The following is a 15,515-nucleotide window of genomic DNA, read 5'->3' as shown; positions in this document are numbered from 1 at the left end:
CACTCCTTCTCTTCGCAAAGAGGCGTGAATCACAACATGCTGGTATTGCTCAACAACTTTCGGTTCGGGCTCTAAGATTTAACATCGATAGAAATCAGTAAGCCATTGATATTTATTGGCCGCCAGATTTTACGACCTTTTGCCTGCGGTGTGTAGGCTCATCCTAAGGAGGATCGAGTCGTGGGCGCACCACTTCGACAATATCTTGGTGGGGACCGGTTTCCAGACGACTTGACCGATTCTGAAATTGCGCATTTCTTCTCGTTCGCCGAGGATGAGCGGCGAACTGTCAACCGCCGACGTCGTCCATTGTACAGGTTGGGCGTGGCGCTGCAGATCGGTTTCCTGCGGCTCGCCGGAACGCCGCTCAATTCCGTTGAGATGATTCCAACGCGTGTGCTGGCTCATTTGGGCGCTGAACTCGAAATTGCGCCGCCGCACCTGGCTTCGATCCGTGCGCTGTATCGTCGACGGCGCACCCTTTTTGAGCACCAGGAGGTGGCCAAGCGGGCTCTGGGTTTGCGCGACCTCACCGAACATGGCGAACGCGCGCTAAACGGCCATCTGCGACGCGAGGCCGGCGACAAATTCCTGGCGGACGACTTAGAACGAGCTGCGCGTGCATGGATCGCTGACCATCGCTATATCCAACTTCCCTCGCGGCGACTGAGGAGTTCGGCAATAGCCGCCCGGCGCCACCATGATGCGGGGCTGTTGGCCGGCGTCATGACCGCAGTCGGAGCGGAGCAGACGAAGGCCTGGCTGCCGGGACTGTCGGAGACGATAACAACCGGCAAAACGCGGCTCGAATGGCTTCGAGACGGCCCATCCTCTCGTAAGACCAAAGGCCTCGCCGACCATATCGCGAAGATCGATTTCTTGAAAAGCTTGGTGCCGACAAGCTGGACCTCGGCTTGTCGACCGGAATGCTGAAAGCTCAGGCGCGATCGATGTTGTACCGCAAGCCCGCGACGCTCAGGCGGATGCGCGGTGAGCGCAAAATTCTCGAACTGGCGTGCTTCCTGCGACTGCAACTTTTGCGTCTCACCGACGATGGTTTGGGGATGATTGATTACCGGATCGCCGATCTTTGGCGACAAGCCCGGAGGCTCCAGGGTCGGTGTCAGACCGCCTCCTTGCCGGTGAGGCGCTGGACATTCTCGGCGAGGTGGCCGGGAAGAAAGATGCCATCCGGCCGGACGCATTCATCCAAAAGTTCCTCGACTTGATGGACCGTGCGCTGGCTGGGTCGCCTATCGCACGCACCGGCGTTGAATTATCTCCATATCGTCTGCGTGTCAGTTTTGCCGATGCTTCACGACGCGGGGATATCGACTTTTCGTTCAACAGCAAGTCGACCTGGACGGCCGCGCAGGAAGTTGGCGGTCCGGGCCGCACCAAAGGGCTTTACGAGGATGTGCAGAGGCTGATGTCAGCGGATGCAGCGACCAACCCATGACATCCGACACAATCTTTAAACTGCGAAAGCAGGGGCGTTCATCCGAGGCATTGGATGTGGCCAGACAAAATTACGAAGCGAATGCTCGCGATGTCTGGTTTCTGCGCGCATACGCCTGGGTGCTCTATGACCAGATGAAGGATGTGGTGGGGCGCTACGAGACAGGTCATTTGTCCGCCACTGAATTGAACAACCAATTCACGCCATCCATGCGGGAATTTGTCAAGTTCGCAGACCTTCTGCGACGCGATACCGCCTTTTCCCAGATGCTGCGTCTGGCGGGCAAGGTTTCGAAGGACTGGCGCGAGTTTCTCGGATTTGCGCGTTGGGCCGGGACAGATGATTTTTCCGATGATGATCGGCAGCCGTTCGTCAATGACAAAGGCAAAACAATCGACAGCCTGGAACAGCGCTTCCGACGTGCGATCTGCAGAGAAGCTGCAGCACGTCTTGCCGATGGTCAATCGTCTTCCGAGTTGATTGACTGGGGATTGGGCATTCTCGACAAATCATTAGTCGAAAATCCCAGCGATCAGTGGCTAAATTACTACCAGAGCAAAGCTCACCTGGCTCGCGGAGAAGATGAACTTGCGATCAAGCGCTTGGCACCGGTCTTACGGCGCCAGTCCCGCGCCGCTTAGACCTGGGCCTTGCTCGGCGAGATACTCGAGAAGTCACGGCCCGACGATGCGTTGATCTGTTTTGTGTACGCCACTCAACTCGCAAGAGAAGAGCAAGAGGTGGCGAAAATTCGCATCCATCTCGCCCATCGACTTGCGTTGGCAAAGCGCTACGCCGAAGCTGCCCGCCAAACATCGCTTGCGCTTAAATACCGCGAACAGTCAGGGTACAAGATCCCCCAGGAACTGCAGCAGTCAGCAAGCAGCGAGTGGTTTTCGCGCATCAATGGCGATGGCAGCATGCAAGATTTGCCCGATGCGAGTTCGGCGGCAACGGCACTTCTTCGCAGTTTGGATCGCAAGAGCCTTACCTATGTCCAAGGGGTCGTTGATCACGTTAACAAGGACAAGGCGCTCAGCTATATTGCCACGGGCGTAAATTCGGGAATTGCGCTGAAACACGCCAGGTTCCCCCAGATTGCCGACCTCGTAGCAGGGACAACTTTGGAAGTGGGGCGCGCAGAACCCGACGGTCCACCGTTGGACTGGCGGTCCTCACAAGCTGTCGAATTGCCGGGCTTGTGCGAAACAATGTCGGGGCGATTGGAGCGTCACGAAGGCAAGTCCTTCGCCTTCATCCGCACTCCCCGGGATGACATTTTCGTACCGCCTGATTTGGCAGTGATTTTCGCTACAGGGCAAAAATACGACGTTTCTTGCCTTGCGGTTAGACGCGCGGAAAAGACCGGCAAGACCGGCAAGACCGGCAAGACCGGCAAGATCGGTTGGCGTGCCGTGCGGGTCTCATCCGGCCCGAATGAAGCGTCAGTATTATAACGTTTTTTGTGAGCGATCGCACTGATGGCATGCTCAGGCATTGGTGAAAGCGCGAACTCGAGCCTGCAGGTCAACCTTGGCCTGCGAAATCGTGGCGGTGTTGGTCTTGGCTGAGCAGCGCTCTGCTGCTTTGTCGCCCAAGAAGTAGGCAATTCTCTCGGCATTGGCCCCGCTGGGATGCGGCGACCGACCAAGATGCGCCGTTCGTCGAGTAGGCCTTGAGCCGCCAAGGCCTGCATCGCCGTAGCAACTTTTGGACCAAGGGGCACGAGGATAGCGTCAGGCAAGGCGCGCAGTTCCTGACCAGTGTAAGCTTCCAACCAATGACGCAGAGTTGGTGTCTTCACCATATCGGGCGTGCCAGACCAATTCTGTCCGTCGACGAAAACCGGATAGCGAAGAGCCGAGGTAAAGTGGACCAGGTCATTCCGTTCGGACCATAGCGCGGCCGCGGAGGGCAGTCCCAGCCATTTCGCAAGGCCGATGGCGTCGAGCATGCGGATGAGGTTGGTCCGCATGGGTTCGCCCGAGAAGCTGGCAAAAGTCTTGGCGGCAGCCGCCGCCTCTTCGATTGGTCGACCTTGCACCAATGCAGTTCGCGCAGCGCGCAGTGCATTGGTGGCCTGAAACCGGCCCGGTATCATACCAATGATAACGACGCGGGCCGACGGGTTGATGTGATCGAAAGGAGCGTAAATCATCTCTACATGGCGCGCGCCGATGCGTTCGCCAGCCATCTGCAATTTTGGATCAGATTGCGGATGGTTGATTTCGGCATCGCTGAGCTGGGCGAGCACCGGAGCGAATTCCTTGAATATCGTCAGTGACATGGGGGCCTTCAGAATCAGATTTCGCGTTTATTGCAGATCCAATCGTCGATGTCCTCTTGCGCCCACGCGACGGCATATCCACCCAGCTGAACCGGTTTCGGGAACTTCCCTTCAGCCATCCACCGGTAGATCGTGGATCGGCCGAGACCGACGCGATGTTGGACCTCCTTTAGCCGGATGAGACGGGTGATTCGGCGTTGCTCAGTTGAAGCCAATGGTTCTGTTTCAGCCATGACGCCCTCCGAAGCCCGTACCGCCTTCACCCAGCAGTGCATCCTTGCGTTCGAGCTCGTCGATGTGGTCGGAAAGAAGCCTCGCCACCCGGTGGGCTGTTCCCTTGGCCCAACGGGGCTTCACGTCATGGACCTGGTTGCCAAGGACGCGCTCGAGCGCGGAGGGAAGTTCGCCGACCAGTTCCTCGAAGAATTGGGCGATGTCGGTCTGAAGCCACCGGGTTGCCTGGTCGCCGCCGGCCCCCAAGAACAGCAGCAGGTGAGCGTGCGGCGCCATGCCGGATGAGGCGAGGATGCGCAGCGCTTCGCCAAGGCTCGGGCTTCGTTCGCCGCACAGCGTCCGGCGTAGCGCGTCTTTATGAAGGTCTGCCTCACGCGCGATTTCGCAGCGGTTGCGACCGCTCCGTTCGACCGCCGTGTGCAGAAGGTGCGCGAGGTCGCGCCGGGTCTGGCTTTCACCAAGTACGCCCATGTCGATCATTGCTGTTTCTCCTCTGGCTTGAATGATCGACTCACCGGCTATCGGAAGAGGAAGGCTGTAGGAAAACGAAAAGAACATAAAAGGAACATTGAGGAAGGCGCGAATCAGTCGCGCTCAGCGATTCGCGCAGAGACCGACCGCTTCGGCGCAGACTCCGGCCCGGTTCGCGCGATCTTCGGCCAGATCGGCGCTCAAAGAGATCAAGGCAGCGCGATTCCCGGCTCACACACCGGTGGATGTCGCTTTTTGCTTAGTCGGCAGGCCTCGAACGACGGTCGCGATTTCCTACAGGCCCATCGAGGGATCACGAAGAACAGACAGCGAACGGTTCGCCGCTTGCTGTTCCTTCAATCCTCGAAAGGCCCTGCCTCATGAATACCCCTCTCCAGCTTCCCCGGCGTACCCAGCTCAAGGACTACATCCTGCCCGCGCTGGTGGCGCTCGCCGGTGCCGGCGCGGCTTATGCCGGCGCCGACACCACCTTCGATCCCGCTCTCGTGAAGTTCACCGATTTTCTCGAGGGCTCGGGCGGCAAGATCATCACCGTGCTCAGCCTCGCGGGTGGCCTCATCGGCCTCGCTTCGGGTCGCTTCACGCTCGGCCAGATCGCCGTCCCGGTGGGCGTCGGCATCGGCGTCGGCACCGGCGTGCCGATCGTCACCTCGGTCGTGACCGCGGTCATCTGATCAGCGGATCCGGTCACGGCGGGAGGGCGGCATCATGGCCGACAAGTACCTCGTTCCCCAACGGCTCGACGATCCGGAGCTCATCGGCTTCTGGACCATCGACGAGTTCGCGGGGCTGTTGATCCCCTTTGCCTGGGGGATCCTGGCGCAGCACATCTTCATCGGGATCGCTCTCGCCTTTGCGGCCTGGTTCGTCTTGCGGAAGGCGAAATCCGGAAACGCGGGCTCGGCGCTGGTGCATGCTGCCTACTGGTACATGCCCGGGGGTTTCCTCGGGCTGAAGGCCACGCCGCCCTCCCATTGCCGCCTCCTGGCCGGCTGAGGGAGACAAGCGATGCGCGCAGAATTCGCATACGAAGAGGCCCAGAAATACCTGCGCCAGCGCAATTGGCTGGCTCTGGTCGCCGGCGGTCTGGCTGTCACCACGCTGCTTAGCGTGGGGGCAGCGGCAACCCGGGACCGGGAGGTTGTGCTGGTCCCGGTGACCAGCGAACGGCTCTCGCTCTCCAGCGCCGGACCGGACGCGCACTACCTCGAGCTCGTCACCCGCGACACTGCGCTGATGCTGCTCAATCGGAGCCCGCAAGGCCTCGACTACTGGATGGCCGAGATCCTGAAGCTCGCCGATCCGGCCGCTCACGGCCGCCTCAAGGCCGAGCTCGTCAAGATCGTCGACGAGCAGCGCGGCTCGGACATCAGCCAGGTCTTCGTCATCCGCAAGATGGAGGTCGACCCGGCCGCCCTCACTTCGACCGTCACCGGCACGCTCAAGACCTTCGTCGGCGCGCAGGTGATCGCCAGCAACGATCGCAGCTTCCGGTTCCGCTGGAGCCGGCACGGCCTCGCCCTTGGGCTCACCGGCTTCGAGCAGCTGCAAGACCAAAGCCAGAAGGACTGAAGACGGCCATGAGCTATCTTACCCCCACGACCGCGCTTGGCGCCGCCCTGTGCGCCCTCGCGTTCAGCGTGTCCCCGGCCTTTGCCGACCAATTCGTCGAAGCGGCCGACAACGCCAAGATCGACTGCGTGCTCTCGCGCGGCGAGCTGACCCGCATTGCGCTCATCGACGATGGCTTTGCCAACGTCTCGAAGATCGCCAGCGCATATCCCTACAACGATTTCACTGTGACCCATGAGCCGGTCCGCGGCGACATTTACATTTCGGTCCCGCCGCAGTTTGCCGCCGACCGGGTGGGCTTCTTTGCCACGAGCAAGGCGGGCTACGTCTACAAGTTCGCGTGCCGGACGGCTGCCCAAGAGGCGAGCCAGATCTTCGTCACCAACCCTGCGCTGAAGACCCACGAGGCCGAAGACTGGGAGCAGGCGGCAGGTCCCGACGAGGCGGCGATCCGCCTGATCGAGGCCATGGCAGGGGATGCGGTCCTTCCCGGCTTTTCGGCTCGCGCCGAACTGGGGCTCCCCCGCAAGACCGGTGGGATCGAAGTCCAGCTGGTCGCGGAATACTCCGGTGCCGAGCTCGTCGGGCAGCGCCTGGTCTTACGCAACCTCGGCAAGGAGCCGCTTGACCTTGCGGCCGACCGGGAGGGTCCGGCCGGAACCATCGCCTTTGCCTATGGCCGCGATGCGCTGCGCCCTGGCGAGACGACCAGCGCCTTCCTTGTCTTCCGCAAGGGAGGGCTCGAGTAATGGCACAAGAAACCGAACGGTCAGGCGGTGAAACCGCAGCCGACAACGGCCAGGTGGCCGCCACCCCTGAGAGCCGGCGCGAAGTCGGACGCCGTAACCTCAATCGCCAGATTGCCCAGCGGCAGAAGGCTTTGCTCATTGGTGTCGGCGCCATCGCCCTCGTTGGCGGCGCGACGTTCCTGTTCAGCGGCGACAACGACAAAGGCTCGGGTGATTCCGGCGAAGCGGTGACGATCGACACCGGCGGGCTCGTCAACCGCAACCTGTCCGAACGCGAGTTTGTCGCGACCTACGGCAACCGGGCCGATGCCCAGGACCGCGAGATCAAGGCGCTCAAGGAAGGCCAGGTTTCGCGCCCCGAGCTCGAGCAGCAGCTCGCCGCGCTCAAGGCCGAAAATGCGCAGATGCGCACCGACGGTCAGCACGCGATCGATGCGATCTCGGCAGAGAACGCGGCCTTGAAGGTACAGCTCGACCAGACCTCGCGCGCATCGGCTGCACCGGTCATGCCGCCCCCAGCCTATGGCCCTGGTGTCACTCCGGGTGCTGGCAACCCGGCGCCCGGTGCAAATCGGCAGGCCGCCGATGGCCCGTCAGCGGATGCCAAGGTCAGCCTGATGAGCTTCGAGACCGGCGGTGCCGGACCCAAGAAGCCGGCCGGCGACACCGCCGCCCCGCAGCTCCTGCTGCAGGACAGCCCCGATTACCTGCCGCCCAACAGCTATGCGCCGGCGCGGGTCATTGTCGGGGTCGACGCCTCGACCGGTGTCGCCAGCCAGACCGATCCGCTCCCAGTGGTGCTGCGGATTACCGGCCCGGCACGCTCGGTCATGCGCGGCGGCAAGGTGCTGACGACCGACATCACCGGCTGCCTCGTCAACGGCGCGGCCCGCGGCGATCTCAGCAGCGAGAAAGTCTATGTGAAGCTGGCGCGCATGACCTGCGCGCAGCCGGGCGGCCGCTATGCGGTGAGCGAGGTCAAAGGCTTCATCAGCTTTGCCGGCAAGTCGGGCGTGCGTGGCCGTGTCGTCAGCCGCGAAGGCAGTCTGGTTGGCCAAGCCCTCCTTGCCGGCATCGTCGGCGGCTTTGGCCGGGGCTTCTCTGCCAATGCCAACGGCATCTTCACCGGTCAGATCGGGGCCGATGGCAAGCGGCAGGCACTTTCGCCGACCGACATTGTCACGGGCGGCATCGGCCAGGGCGCCGGCGAGGCCGCCGATACGGTGAGCAAGTACCTCATCGAACGCGCCGAACAATACCAACCCGTCGTCGAGATGCCGACCGGCATCGAGGTCGAGATCGTCTTTCTCGACGGCGTTCACGTCAGGAGCAACACGAAATGAATTACACGGATTTCCGGCCGGGTTTCAAAGCCCGCGCCGCAACGGCAGCGCTTGCCCTCACGACGGCCTTCGCCGTCGTCAGCCTCGGTCTCGCGGCGGTGACGTCTGCGCCGGCCCAGGCGAGCGACACCTCGAGCGCCGTGCGCGCTGCACTCAAGGCACGCCTTCCCAAGACGCCGATCGACGCACTCACTTGCGAGGGCTTCGGCGGGCTGTGCGAGGTCGTGTCGGGGAGCACGCTGTTCTACGTCGATGCGTCTGCCCGCTACCTCCTGGTGGGGCGGCTCTACGATATGGAGACGCGCCGAGATGTGACGGCAGCGCGCCTGCTCGAGCTCAACCCTGACCTCATCGCCGCCGGCGCAGCGCGCGCGGGCGCCGAGAGCAAGGCGCAGGACGAAGAGCCGGCGAACGCGGTCCCGACCAAGGTCGATCTCGCCAAGTTGCCCGCCGATGGCGCTGTGCGCTGGGGCAATCCGGCAGGTCCCAAGGTGGTGGTCTTTTCGGACTTCCACTGCGGCTACTGCCAGCGGCTGACCGGCGAACTCACGAAGGCGAACGTCCAGGTCGAGGAACGGCCGATCTCGATCTTCGGCGCCAAGAGCCGGGCGCTGTCTGAGGCCGTCCTCTGCGCGTCCGATCCGGCCGCCGCGCTCCATGCCGCCTATGCCGGTGAGGCGCCGAAGGCGCGACCGGGCTGCAAGCCCAAGGGCCTCGATGCAAACGAGGCTTTCGCCAAAACGAATGGCTTCAACGGCACCCCGGTGCTGGTGCGGGCGAGCGATGGCGCGGTTCTGCAGGGCTATCGCCCGGCGAGCGAGATCCGCCGCTTCCTTGGCCTCACCCCGAACAAGGGAGGCCAGTGATGCACCGCTCCGACAGACATTCACTCGCACCGCTGCGTCTTGCGGCGCTCGCTGCCCTCGTTGTCATCACCAGCGGCTGCACGGTGCTCGGCGGCAACGTCAAAGGGAGCTTCTCGTGCCGGGCACCGGAGGGCAATTGCGCGCCGACTTCGGTGATCGATGAAGCGGCCACCCAGGCTTCCGGCAAAACGCCCGAAGCGATGAGGCAGCCATCGGCCCGCATCCAGCCGGAGATATCCAAAGGACGGCTGCGCGTCGTGCTCGCGGCCTATCGCGACGCAGATGGGCGGACGCATGAAGCGCGGGTCGTCGAGGTGCCGCTGCCGACGAGCGCGGCCAGCCAGTTTCAGGATCCGGCGAGCCGCCGCGAAGTCGCTCGGGCACTCGCCCGTGCAGTGAGCGCCGCTCGTCATCCCGAGAGCGCGGCGGAGCCGCCGCGCCCGGTCGGTCCCCCGGCCGATCTTCCTGCCGATCCTACCACCACCGCCGTGCCGGACGTGCTGACTGCCCCCTTGCAGCACGCGCCGGCCGGGGGACCCGGGACTGCCTCCCTCCCGGCCCGGGTCCCCCACCCTGATGCACACCATGAGGAGCCCGCTTCTCAGGAAGGTCAAAAACCATGACTCTCTCGCTTGCCAGCGCGCGCGATGCGCTGATGGGCTCGCTGTTTGCGGACACGGCCTCGGCGGAAAAGCCGCGCATGAGCTTCGGCCTCGACATGTTCTCGGACTGGCTCCCGTACCGGGTCTTCGACGAGAGCGCCGGGCTTTACCGTAATGCCCGCTCCAAGGGCTTCATTCTCGAGGTGACGCCGCTCATCGGCGCTGATGAGCGCACTGGCGAGATCCTAGGTCAGTTCTTCTCTGAAGGGCTGCCCCAGGGCGCCTGCCTCCAGGTGCTCAATTTCGCGAGCCCCCGCATTGGGCAGGTCGTCTCGCCGTGGTTCGCACCCCGCTACGAGCAGGGCGGGATTTACGAAGCGATCGCGCGGGAGCGGATCGCCCGGTTCTACGATCTCGTCTGGGAGAGCGGGTCGGCGCACGCGCCCTTCCATGTCCGCAGCAGCCGTCTGATCGTCTCTTTGGGCGTGCCAGAAAGCGCGCATGTCGCCGATGCCGAACTCGCCGAATGCCGCGAGGGGCTCCTGGGTCTCATTCATTCGCTCGGCCTTGAAGCCCATGCGCTGCGGCCCTCGGCGCTGATCGGGCTGATCGACGAACTGACCTCGCCGACCACGGCCCGCGAACCCGAGCGCGAAAGCTGGAATCCGCTCGAGCAGATCGACGCCCAGGCGATCCGCAGCGACATCGAGATCGAGGTTGAAGACGACCGCATGGTGCTGCGAACCGAGCGGTTCCGCGAGATCGGCCGCGACCGCGCGGGCCATCCCGAAGTCGGCGAATGCCTGCCCGATAGCTTCGATCTGCGCCATTTTGCCGTGCGCGCGTTCCCCGAACGCTGGGCGCCTTGGGAATGTGCGCGCCTCATCGGCGACATGTTCACCGACAAGCTGCGTTTTCCTTGCCCCACCGCGACCATGCTGTGTCTGGTCTATCCCGACCAGGAAGCCGCCTCGGCGCGCGCCGGCTACAAGTTCATGCGCACCACGAGCCTGAGCCAGACCAAGAGTGCGCGTTTCCTGCCCAAGCTTGCCGACCAGTCTGCCGAGTGGCGGCACGTCCAAAACGAACTGCAGGCCGGCAAGAAGCTGGTGAAGCTGTTCTACGGGCTCACCAGCTATTCGCCGCTCGGCCAGGGCGACGCGCATGAACGCGTCATCAAGGCGATCTTCAAGGCGGCAGGCTGGGATCTCGCCGACGAGCGCTTTCTCCAGCTCCAGGGCCTGGTTGCAGCCTTCCCCTTAAGCCTCGCCGATGGGCTGGCCGACGACATGCTGCGCCTGAAGCGCATGCGCACCATGCTTTCGACCACGGCGGCCAATATCGCGCCGATGCAGGGCGAATATCTCGGTCGCGCCGTGCCCCATCTCCTGCTGGTCGGTCGCCGCGGCCAGCCCTTCTGGTGGTCGCCGTTCGAGAATGGGGCCGGCAACCATAACATCGCCATCTGCGGCAAGTCGGGGTCGGGCAAGTCGGTCCTGCTCCAGGAGCTTTGCGCGGCCCTTCGCGGCGCGGGCGCCAAGGTCGTCGTGATCGACGATGGCCGTTCGTTCGAGCATTCGGTGAAGCTTCAGGGCGGCCGGTTCGTCGAGTTCACGCTGGCGGCGGGCTTCTCGCTCAATCCCTTCTCGATGGTCGACGATGCCCGGGCGGCGGGCGATGAAGACTACCGGCTCGATTGCTTCGCGATGATCAAGGCGATCATCGGCCAGATGGCGCGGCACGATGACAAGCCGAGCGATACCGAGCGCGGCCTCATCGACCGAGCGGTGACGACGGTCTGGGACACGCTCGGCAGCGGCGGCGGCATCGACGATATCGCGGCGGCCCTCGAACAGGGCGGCGGCGAGCTCGGCGTCAATCTTGCGACCGCGATCGCGCCCTACTGCCGGGGCGGCAGCTATGGCGGGTTCTTTTCAGGGCAGGCCAGCTTCGCGCTCGACGATGATTTCACCGTCTTCGAGATGAGCGACCTTGCGAGCCGCGAGGAACTCAGGAGCGTGGTCCTCTCGGCGATCATGTTCATGACCGGCCAGGCCATGACGCGCACGTCGCGAGCAACGCGTAAGCTGCTGCTGATCGACGAGGCCTGGTCAATGCTGCGGGGCGGCTCGATGGGCGAATTCGTCGAGACTTATGCTCGCACCGCGCGCAAATATGGCGGCGCGCTTGCGACCGCCACCCAGTCCCTGAACGACTACTACAAGTCTGACGGCGCGCGCGCGGCACTCGAAAACAGCGACTGGATGCTGATCCTCCAGCAGAAGGCCGAGACGATTGCCGATTTCCGGCAGAGCGCCCGGCTCGACATGGACGATCGCACCGAGACCCTGATCCGGTCGCTGAAGCGCTCGGGCGCGGAGTATTCCGAGATCTTCATCAAGGGGCCTGAGACCGAGGCCATCGGCCGTCTGGTGCTCGACCCGCTCTCGGCGACGATCTTCTCGTCCGATCCCGACACCTACGCCGCGATCCAGGCGCTCGAGGCGCGCGGCATGCCGCTTGCCGATGCGATCCGCAAGGTTGCGGGCCTCAGCCAGGGAGAGCGCTGATGGCCTTCCACCAGACGCCCTTCGACCACATCGGGGTGTGGTCGCCGCAGCCGCGTTTGCTGCCGTTTCTGCAGGGGACATGTTTCGTCCTCATCGAAGCGTCGCGCTTTGCCGTCTCGACCCTGCTGATTGTGCTCGGCCTGCCGCTCTTTGCGTTCCTGTTCCTCGCGGGCTGGGACCTCGGGCTCCTGTTCACGCAGCTCGCCAATCTTGCCGACCACTACCGCGATGCGGACGCAATCCGGCGGATCGCCTTCTCGCAGGACCTCCAGGGCGTGTTCCTCGCGACCTCGCTCGGCGTCCTGCTGGCGCGCGCACCGCGGTTTTTGAAGCGCCTCGAAAAGACGCTCGCTCCGCCTGCTTCCCAGGAGACCGACAATGGCTGACACGACCCTATTACAGCCCTTTAATCGCACACTGGTGCTGCGTCTGGGCGCGGTTCTCCTTGCGGTCTGCCTCCTTCTTTGGGGTGCCTGGGTCAGCCGCGAAGTAGCGCGTCCCCGCGAGCAGATCGTCACCGTGCGCCTCTCCGAAACGATCGCGCGCTTCGTCGATGCCGAAGCGCGCAGCGGGAAGGCGCCCGAGGATGGGCAGGCACGAACGCTGGCTTACCTCCAGGCCGCCGAGGCTGCGGTGCGCGAGATGGGCAGCAATGGCCGGGTGGTGCTGGTCGCCGAAGCGGTCCTCAGCAGTAACGTGCCCGATGCCACGGCTGAACTCGAGCAGCGCGTTGCCGCCAAGCTTGGCCGGGAGAAGCGGCCATGACGGATCTTGTCGCCCGCACGCTGCGCCGCGTCCGGCGTCCCTTGCTCCTCACGGGGATTGTCGCCCTTCCGTTTGCCTGGGCGCCGATTGCCGCTTTCGGTGAGGATCATGCTTTCCTCATCAATGCGAGCCCGAGCCTGCCGAACTGGGCCTTCTGGCTAGACAAATCGGCGCCGATCGCACGCGGCAGCCTGATCTTCTTTGAGCCGCCAGCCTCGGCGATGCTGGAGAGGCATTTCGGGAAGGGGCCGCATCTCTTCGGCAAGCGCGTGATCGGCCTGCCGGGCGATGTGGTGAGCCACGAGGGCGCCGAGGTCCTGGTCAACGGACGCAAGGTCGGGGCGCGCCTCGCGCGCACCCGTCTCGGGTTGACACTCAGCCCCGGCCCCGAAGGGGTTATCCCGCGCGGTTGCTACTATGTCGGGAGCGACCACCCGCGCGGCTTCGACAGCCGCTATGCCGAAGTGGGCTTTGCCTGCCGTGGCCACATTCTTGGCAGCGGGAGGGCGATCCTGTGAGGCGTACACTGATCCTTCCGCTCTGCCTTGCCTGCGTCCCTGCGGCCGAGGCCCGTGACTATGGTCAGCACGGCGCGGTCTTCCTGGTGATCGAGCGAGATCTCCTCGAGCAGATCCATACGCGGCTGACCGCGATGGAAAAGTCGGGCGAGACGGAGCGGCTGAACCAGGAACTGCAGCGGCGCACCACGGCCCGGGTCAATCGGCCCGAGCCGGTCTCCGGATTGGTCCGCGCGAGCGCCGCCCGTCGCTGGAGCTTTGACCCGACCATTGCGCTCGAGACCGATATTCGAGGGCCCAAGGGCGAGCTCATTCATGCACGCGGCACGAGGGTGAACCCGCTCGACCGCGTACCCCTGCGCGCAGAGCTCCTGTTCTTCGACGGCGACGATCCCGATCAGCTCAGCTGGGCGCTGAGCCAGTCGGGAGCTGCGAAACTCATTTTGACCAAGGGTGCGCCGCTCGAGCTGATGAAGGCTCGGCAGCGACGCTTTTACTTCGACCAGGGCGGCAAACTCATTCGCCACTTCGGGATCGGGGCGGTGCCGGCGCGGGTGCGTCAGCGAGGCCGCGCGCTCGAAGTCAGCGAGATCGTTCTTCCGCTTCGCCAAGGAGCCCGCCCATGACACATCTTCGTCGTCTGGCTGCGGTCATGCTCGCAAGCCTCGGTCTGGCGCTGGCCAGTCCAGCCAGTGCCGATGCGGGTCCGGGCCGCTGCACCGGTAGCTTCGTCAACCCGATTACCGACATCTGCTGGTCGTGCCTGTTTCCGATCTCGGTAGGGGGCCTCAAGATCTGGCCGTCGAGCCGTCCTGATCCCTCCAACCCGACTCTGCCGCTATGCCTGTGCGGTTTGCGCCCCGGCATCGCCATGGGATTCTGGGAGCCGGTCCGGCTTGCTGACGTCAGCATGAAGCCCTGGTGCTTCGTCAATCTGGGCGGGATGAAGCTCGATCCGGGCTTCGATATCGGGTTTCGCTCGATCAAGGGGCCGTCGGCGATCGGCGGGGCGAGCCAGAACTACTCGAGCTGGCATGTCCACTGGTACGCCTATCCGCTGATCTACTGGATGGAGATCGTCACCGATTTCCTGTGCCTGGAATCGGGCTCGATCGACATTCTCTACATCTCAGAGATCGATCCGCTCTGGCAGGACAGCGAACTCACCGCGATCATCAATCCCGAGGCGGTCCTTTTCGCCAACCCGCTCGCGCTCGCCGCCTGCGCGGCCGATTGTGTGTCCTCGACGGTCCACCTGCCGGTTGACGAGATGTTCTGGTGCGCGGGCTGCCAGGGCTCGATGTACCCGATGAACGGCAATGTCTCGGCCTCGATCGGGCATGTCCAGGCTTCGCGGCTCGTGCTCTCGCGCTTTGCCTACAAGCTCCACCGCGAGCTCGTCGCCTGGGGCACGATGGGCAGCAAGGGGCTCTGCGGCAAGTACCTGATGCCGGTGATGCGCAAGCAGCAATACCGCTTCCAAGCCACCAATCCGAACCCGGCGACCAAGGGGCGCTATGCCTGCCCCCCGATCGGCGCCGCCACCACCTTTCAATCGGCTGGACAGGTCATCCCCGCGATCGGCGAGGACATGGGCTACCTCGTCTGGCGCAAGCGGAACTGCTGCGCGCGAGCGCCGTGACGGCGCAGGAGGTTATTATGGCGTGAAAACAATGTTCTAACCTCTGATCGTCTTGCTGACGATCGACCGGTGGCTGCGATGCCACCCCACCCGGCGGAAGGAGTCGGGGCGGAAGGGGGTCTCCAAGGTTTGCCGCGTTCCGGCGGTCGGCCTCAAAGCAGGAGACCTGAAATGTACCGGATGCGGCCCGTCAGCCGCAGGTCGGGCTACCACAGGACTTATGGTGAGATATTAGCGAATGACGTGTCTGAAGCCTCTTTATTTACAGTTGAACTTCCAATCGCCTGACGGGGTGGGGAGATCGCGGTGTGAACCGGTCGGCTTTGTACGCTGGCGACTGGTGAATGCTTGCAAAGCATTCGTGTGCGGGCCGTCCTTTCTTATCCGCACGCCCGAACCGCAAGGGGTTAAGCGTC

19 protein-coding genes are annotated in these 15,515 nt (G+C 63.7%); 17 read left to right on the top strand and 2 right to left on the bottom strand.

What is annotated here, in order from left to right; all coding sequences use genetic code 11:
• The first annotated feature begins 231 nt into the window (after positions 1–231).
• The 4 genes from AC1Q5P_RS18800 to AC1Q5P_RS18785 all read left to right on the top strand — a co-directional run bounded on the left by AC1Q5P_RS18800 (position 232) and on the right by AC1Q5P_RS18785 (position 2,916).
• Positions 232–933, top strand: coding sequence for a DUF4158 domain-containing protein (locus AC1Q5P_RS18800; RefSeq protein ID WP_255631073.1), 702 nt, complete (start codon positions 232–234; stop codon positions 931–933).
• Positions 934–1,120: 187 nt separating this feature from the next.
• Positions 1,121–1,459, top strand: coding sequence for a hypothetical protein (locus tag AC1Q5P_RS18795; protein ID WP_124809287.1), 339 nt, complete (start codon positions 1,121–1,123; stop codon positions 1,457–1,459).
• Positions 1,456–2,100: a hypothetical protein gene (locus tag AC1Q5P_RS18790; protein ID WP_124809286.1), complete on the top strand. Its 645-nt coding sequence runs from the start codon at positions 1,456–1,458 to the stop codon at positions 2,098–2,100. Before AC1Q5P_RS18795 ends, AC1Q5P_RS18790 begins: the two co-directional genes overlap by 4 nt.
• 9 nt (positions 2,101–2,109) lie before the next feature.
• Positions 2,110–2,916 carry a DUF7017 domain-containing protein gene (locus AC1Q5P_RS18785; RefSeq protein WP_124809285.1) on the top strand — a complete coding sequence of 269 codons (807 nt, stop codon included), beginning with the start codon at positions 2,110–2,112 and terminating at the stop codon, positions 2,914–2,916.
• Between the two features lie 844 nt (positions 2,917–3,760).
• On the opposite strand, the gene AC1Q5P_RS18780 is transcribed toward AC1Q5P_RS18785, so the two are convergent.
• Entirely contained in the window at positions 3,761–3,979 is a 219-nt protein-coding gene (locus AC1Q5P_RS18780) for a helix-turn-helix transcriptional regulator (protein WP_124809284.1), read from the bottom strand.
• Positions 3,972–4,460, bottom strand: coding sequence for a hypothetical protein (locus AC1Q5P_RS18775; RefSeq protein WP_124809283.1), 489 nt, complete (start codon positions 4,458–4,460; stop codon positions 3,972–3,974). The genes AC1Q5P_RS18780 and AC1Q5P_RS18775 overlap by 8 nt, the downstream gene beginning before the upstream one ends.
• 371 nt (positions 4,461–4,831) lie before the next feature.
• Here AC1Q5P_RS18775 and AC1Q5P_RS18770 point away from each other — a divergent pair, with 371 nt between their 5' ends.
• The 13 genes from AC1Q5P_RS18770 to traU are packed head-to-tail and all read left to right on the top strand — an operon-like array spanning position 4,832 to position 15,099.
• Positions 4,832–5,146 carry a hypothetical protein gene (locus AC1Q5P_RS18770; RefSeq protein WP_066559731.1) on the top strand — a complete coding sequence of 105 codons (315 nt, stop codon included), beginning with the start codon at positions 4,832–4,834 and terminating at the stop codon, positions 5,144–5,146.
• 34 nt (positions 5,147–5,180) lie between these two features.
• A complete protein-coding gene (traL, locus tag AC1Q5P_RS18765) occupies positions 5,181–5,468 on the top strand; it encodes a type IV conjugative transfer system protein TraL (RefSeq protein ID WP_070157786.1) in 288 nt (95 codons plus the stop codon).
• Between the two features lie 12 nt (positions 5,469–5,480).
• On the top strand, positions 5,481–6,044 hold the full coding sequence (locus AC1Q5P_RS18760; RefSeq protein WP_129405225.1) for a type IV conjugative transfer system protein TraE: 564 nt from the start codon (positions 5,481–5,483) through the stop codon (positions 6,042–6,044).
• Between the two features lie 8 nt (positions 6,045–6,052).
• Positions 6,053–6,793 carry a type-F conjugative transfer system secretin TraK gene (locus AC1Q5P_RS18755; RefSeq protein WP_129405224.1) on the top strand — a complete coding sequence of 247 codons (741 nt, stop codon included), beginning with the start codon at positions 6,053–6,055 and terminating at the stop codon, positions 6,791–6,793.
• A complete protein-coding gene (locus AC1Q5P_RS18750) occupies positions 6,793–8,136 on the top strand; it encodes a TraB/VirB10 family protein (RefSeq protein WP_225011208.1) in 1,344 nt (447 codons plus the stop codon). Before AC1Q5P_RS18755 ends, AC1Q5P_RS18750 begins: the two co-directional genes overlap by 1 nt.
• Positions 8,133–9,002 carry a DsbC family protein gene (locus tag AC1Q5P_RS18745; RefSeq protein ID WP_129405223.1) on the top strand — a complete coding sequence of 290 codons (870 nt, stop codon included), beginning with the start codon at positions 8,133–8,135 and terminating at the stop codon, positions 9,000–9,002. Before AC1Q5P_RS18750 ends, AC1Q5P_RS18745 begins: the two co-directional genes overlap by 4 nt.
• Positions 9,002–9,625 (top strand): hypothetical protein, encoded by a 624-nt coding sequence (locus tag AC1Q5P_RS18740; protein WP_129405222.1) that lies wholly within the window; start codon positions 9,002–9,004, stop codon positions 9,623–9,625. Before AC1Q5P_RS18745 ends, AC1Q5P_RS18740 begins: the two co-directional genes overlap by 1 nt.
• A complete protein-coding gene (traC, locus tag AC1Q5P_RS18735) occupies positions 9,622–12,174 on the top strand; it encodes a type IV secretion system protein TraC (RefSeq protein ID WP_129405221.1) in 2,553 nt (850 codons plus the stop codon). Before AC1Q5P_RS18740 ends, traC begins: the two co-directional genes overlap by 4 nt.
• Positions 12,174–12,560: a hypothetical protein gene (locus tag AC1Q5P_RS18730; protein WP_129405220.1), complete on the top strand. Its 387-nt coding sequence runs from the start codon at positions 12,174–12,176 to the stop codon at positions 12,558–12,560. Before traC ends, AC1Q5P_RS18730 begins: the two co-directional genes overlap by 1 nt.
• Entirely contained in the window at positions 12,553–12,939 is a 387-nt protein-coding gene (locus AC1Q5P_RS18725) for a TrbI F-type domain-containing protein (protein ID WP_129405219.1), read from the top strand. Before AC1Q5P_RS18730 ends, AC1Q5P_RS18725 begins: the two co-directional genes overlap by 8 nt.
• Positions 12,936–13,457, top strand: a complete 522-nt coding sequence (locus tag AC1Q5P_RS18720) for a S26 family signal peptidase (protein ID WP_129405218.1) — start codon at positions 12,936–12,938, stop codon at positions 13,455–13,457. The genes AC1Q5P_RS18725 and AC1Q5P_RS18720 overlap by 4 nt, the downstream gene beginning before the upstream one ends.
• Positions 13,454–14,083 carry a type-F conjugative transfer system protein TraW gene (traW, locus tag AC1Q5P_RS18715; RefSeq protein WP_129405217.1) on the top strand — a complete coding sequence of 210 codons (630 nt, stop codon included), beginning with the start codon at positions 13,454–13,456 and terminating at the stop codon, positions 14,081–14,083. Before AC1Q5P_RS18720 ends, traW begins: the two co-directional genes overlap by 4 nt.
• A complete protein-coding gene (gene traU, locus AC1Q5P_RS18710) occupies positions 14,080–15,099 on the top strand; it encodes a conjugal transfer pilus assembly protein TraU (protein ID WP_489009540.1) in 1,020 nt (339 codons plus the stop codon). Before traW ends, traU begins: the two co-directional genes overlap by 4 nt.
• Positions 15,100–15,515 lie beyond the last annotated feature (416 nt).

It is taken from the genome of Novosphingobium sp. GW835-FHT14H07 (assembly GCF_058793515.1).
This window is presented reverse-complemented; position numbering and strand designations above follow the sequence as displayed.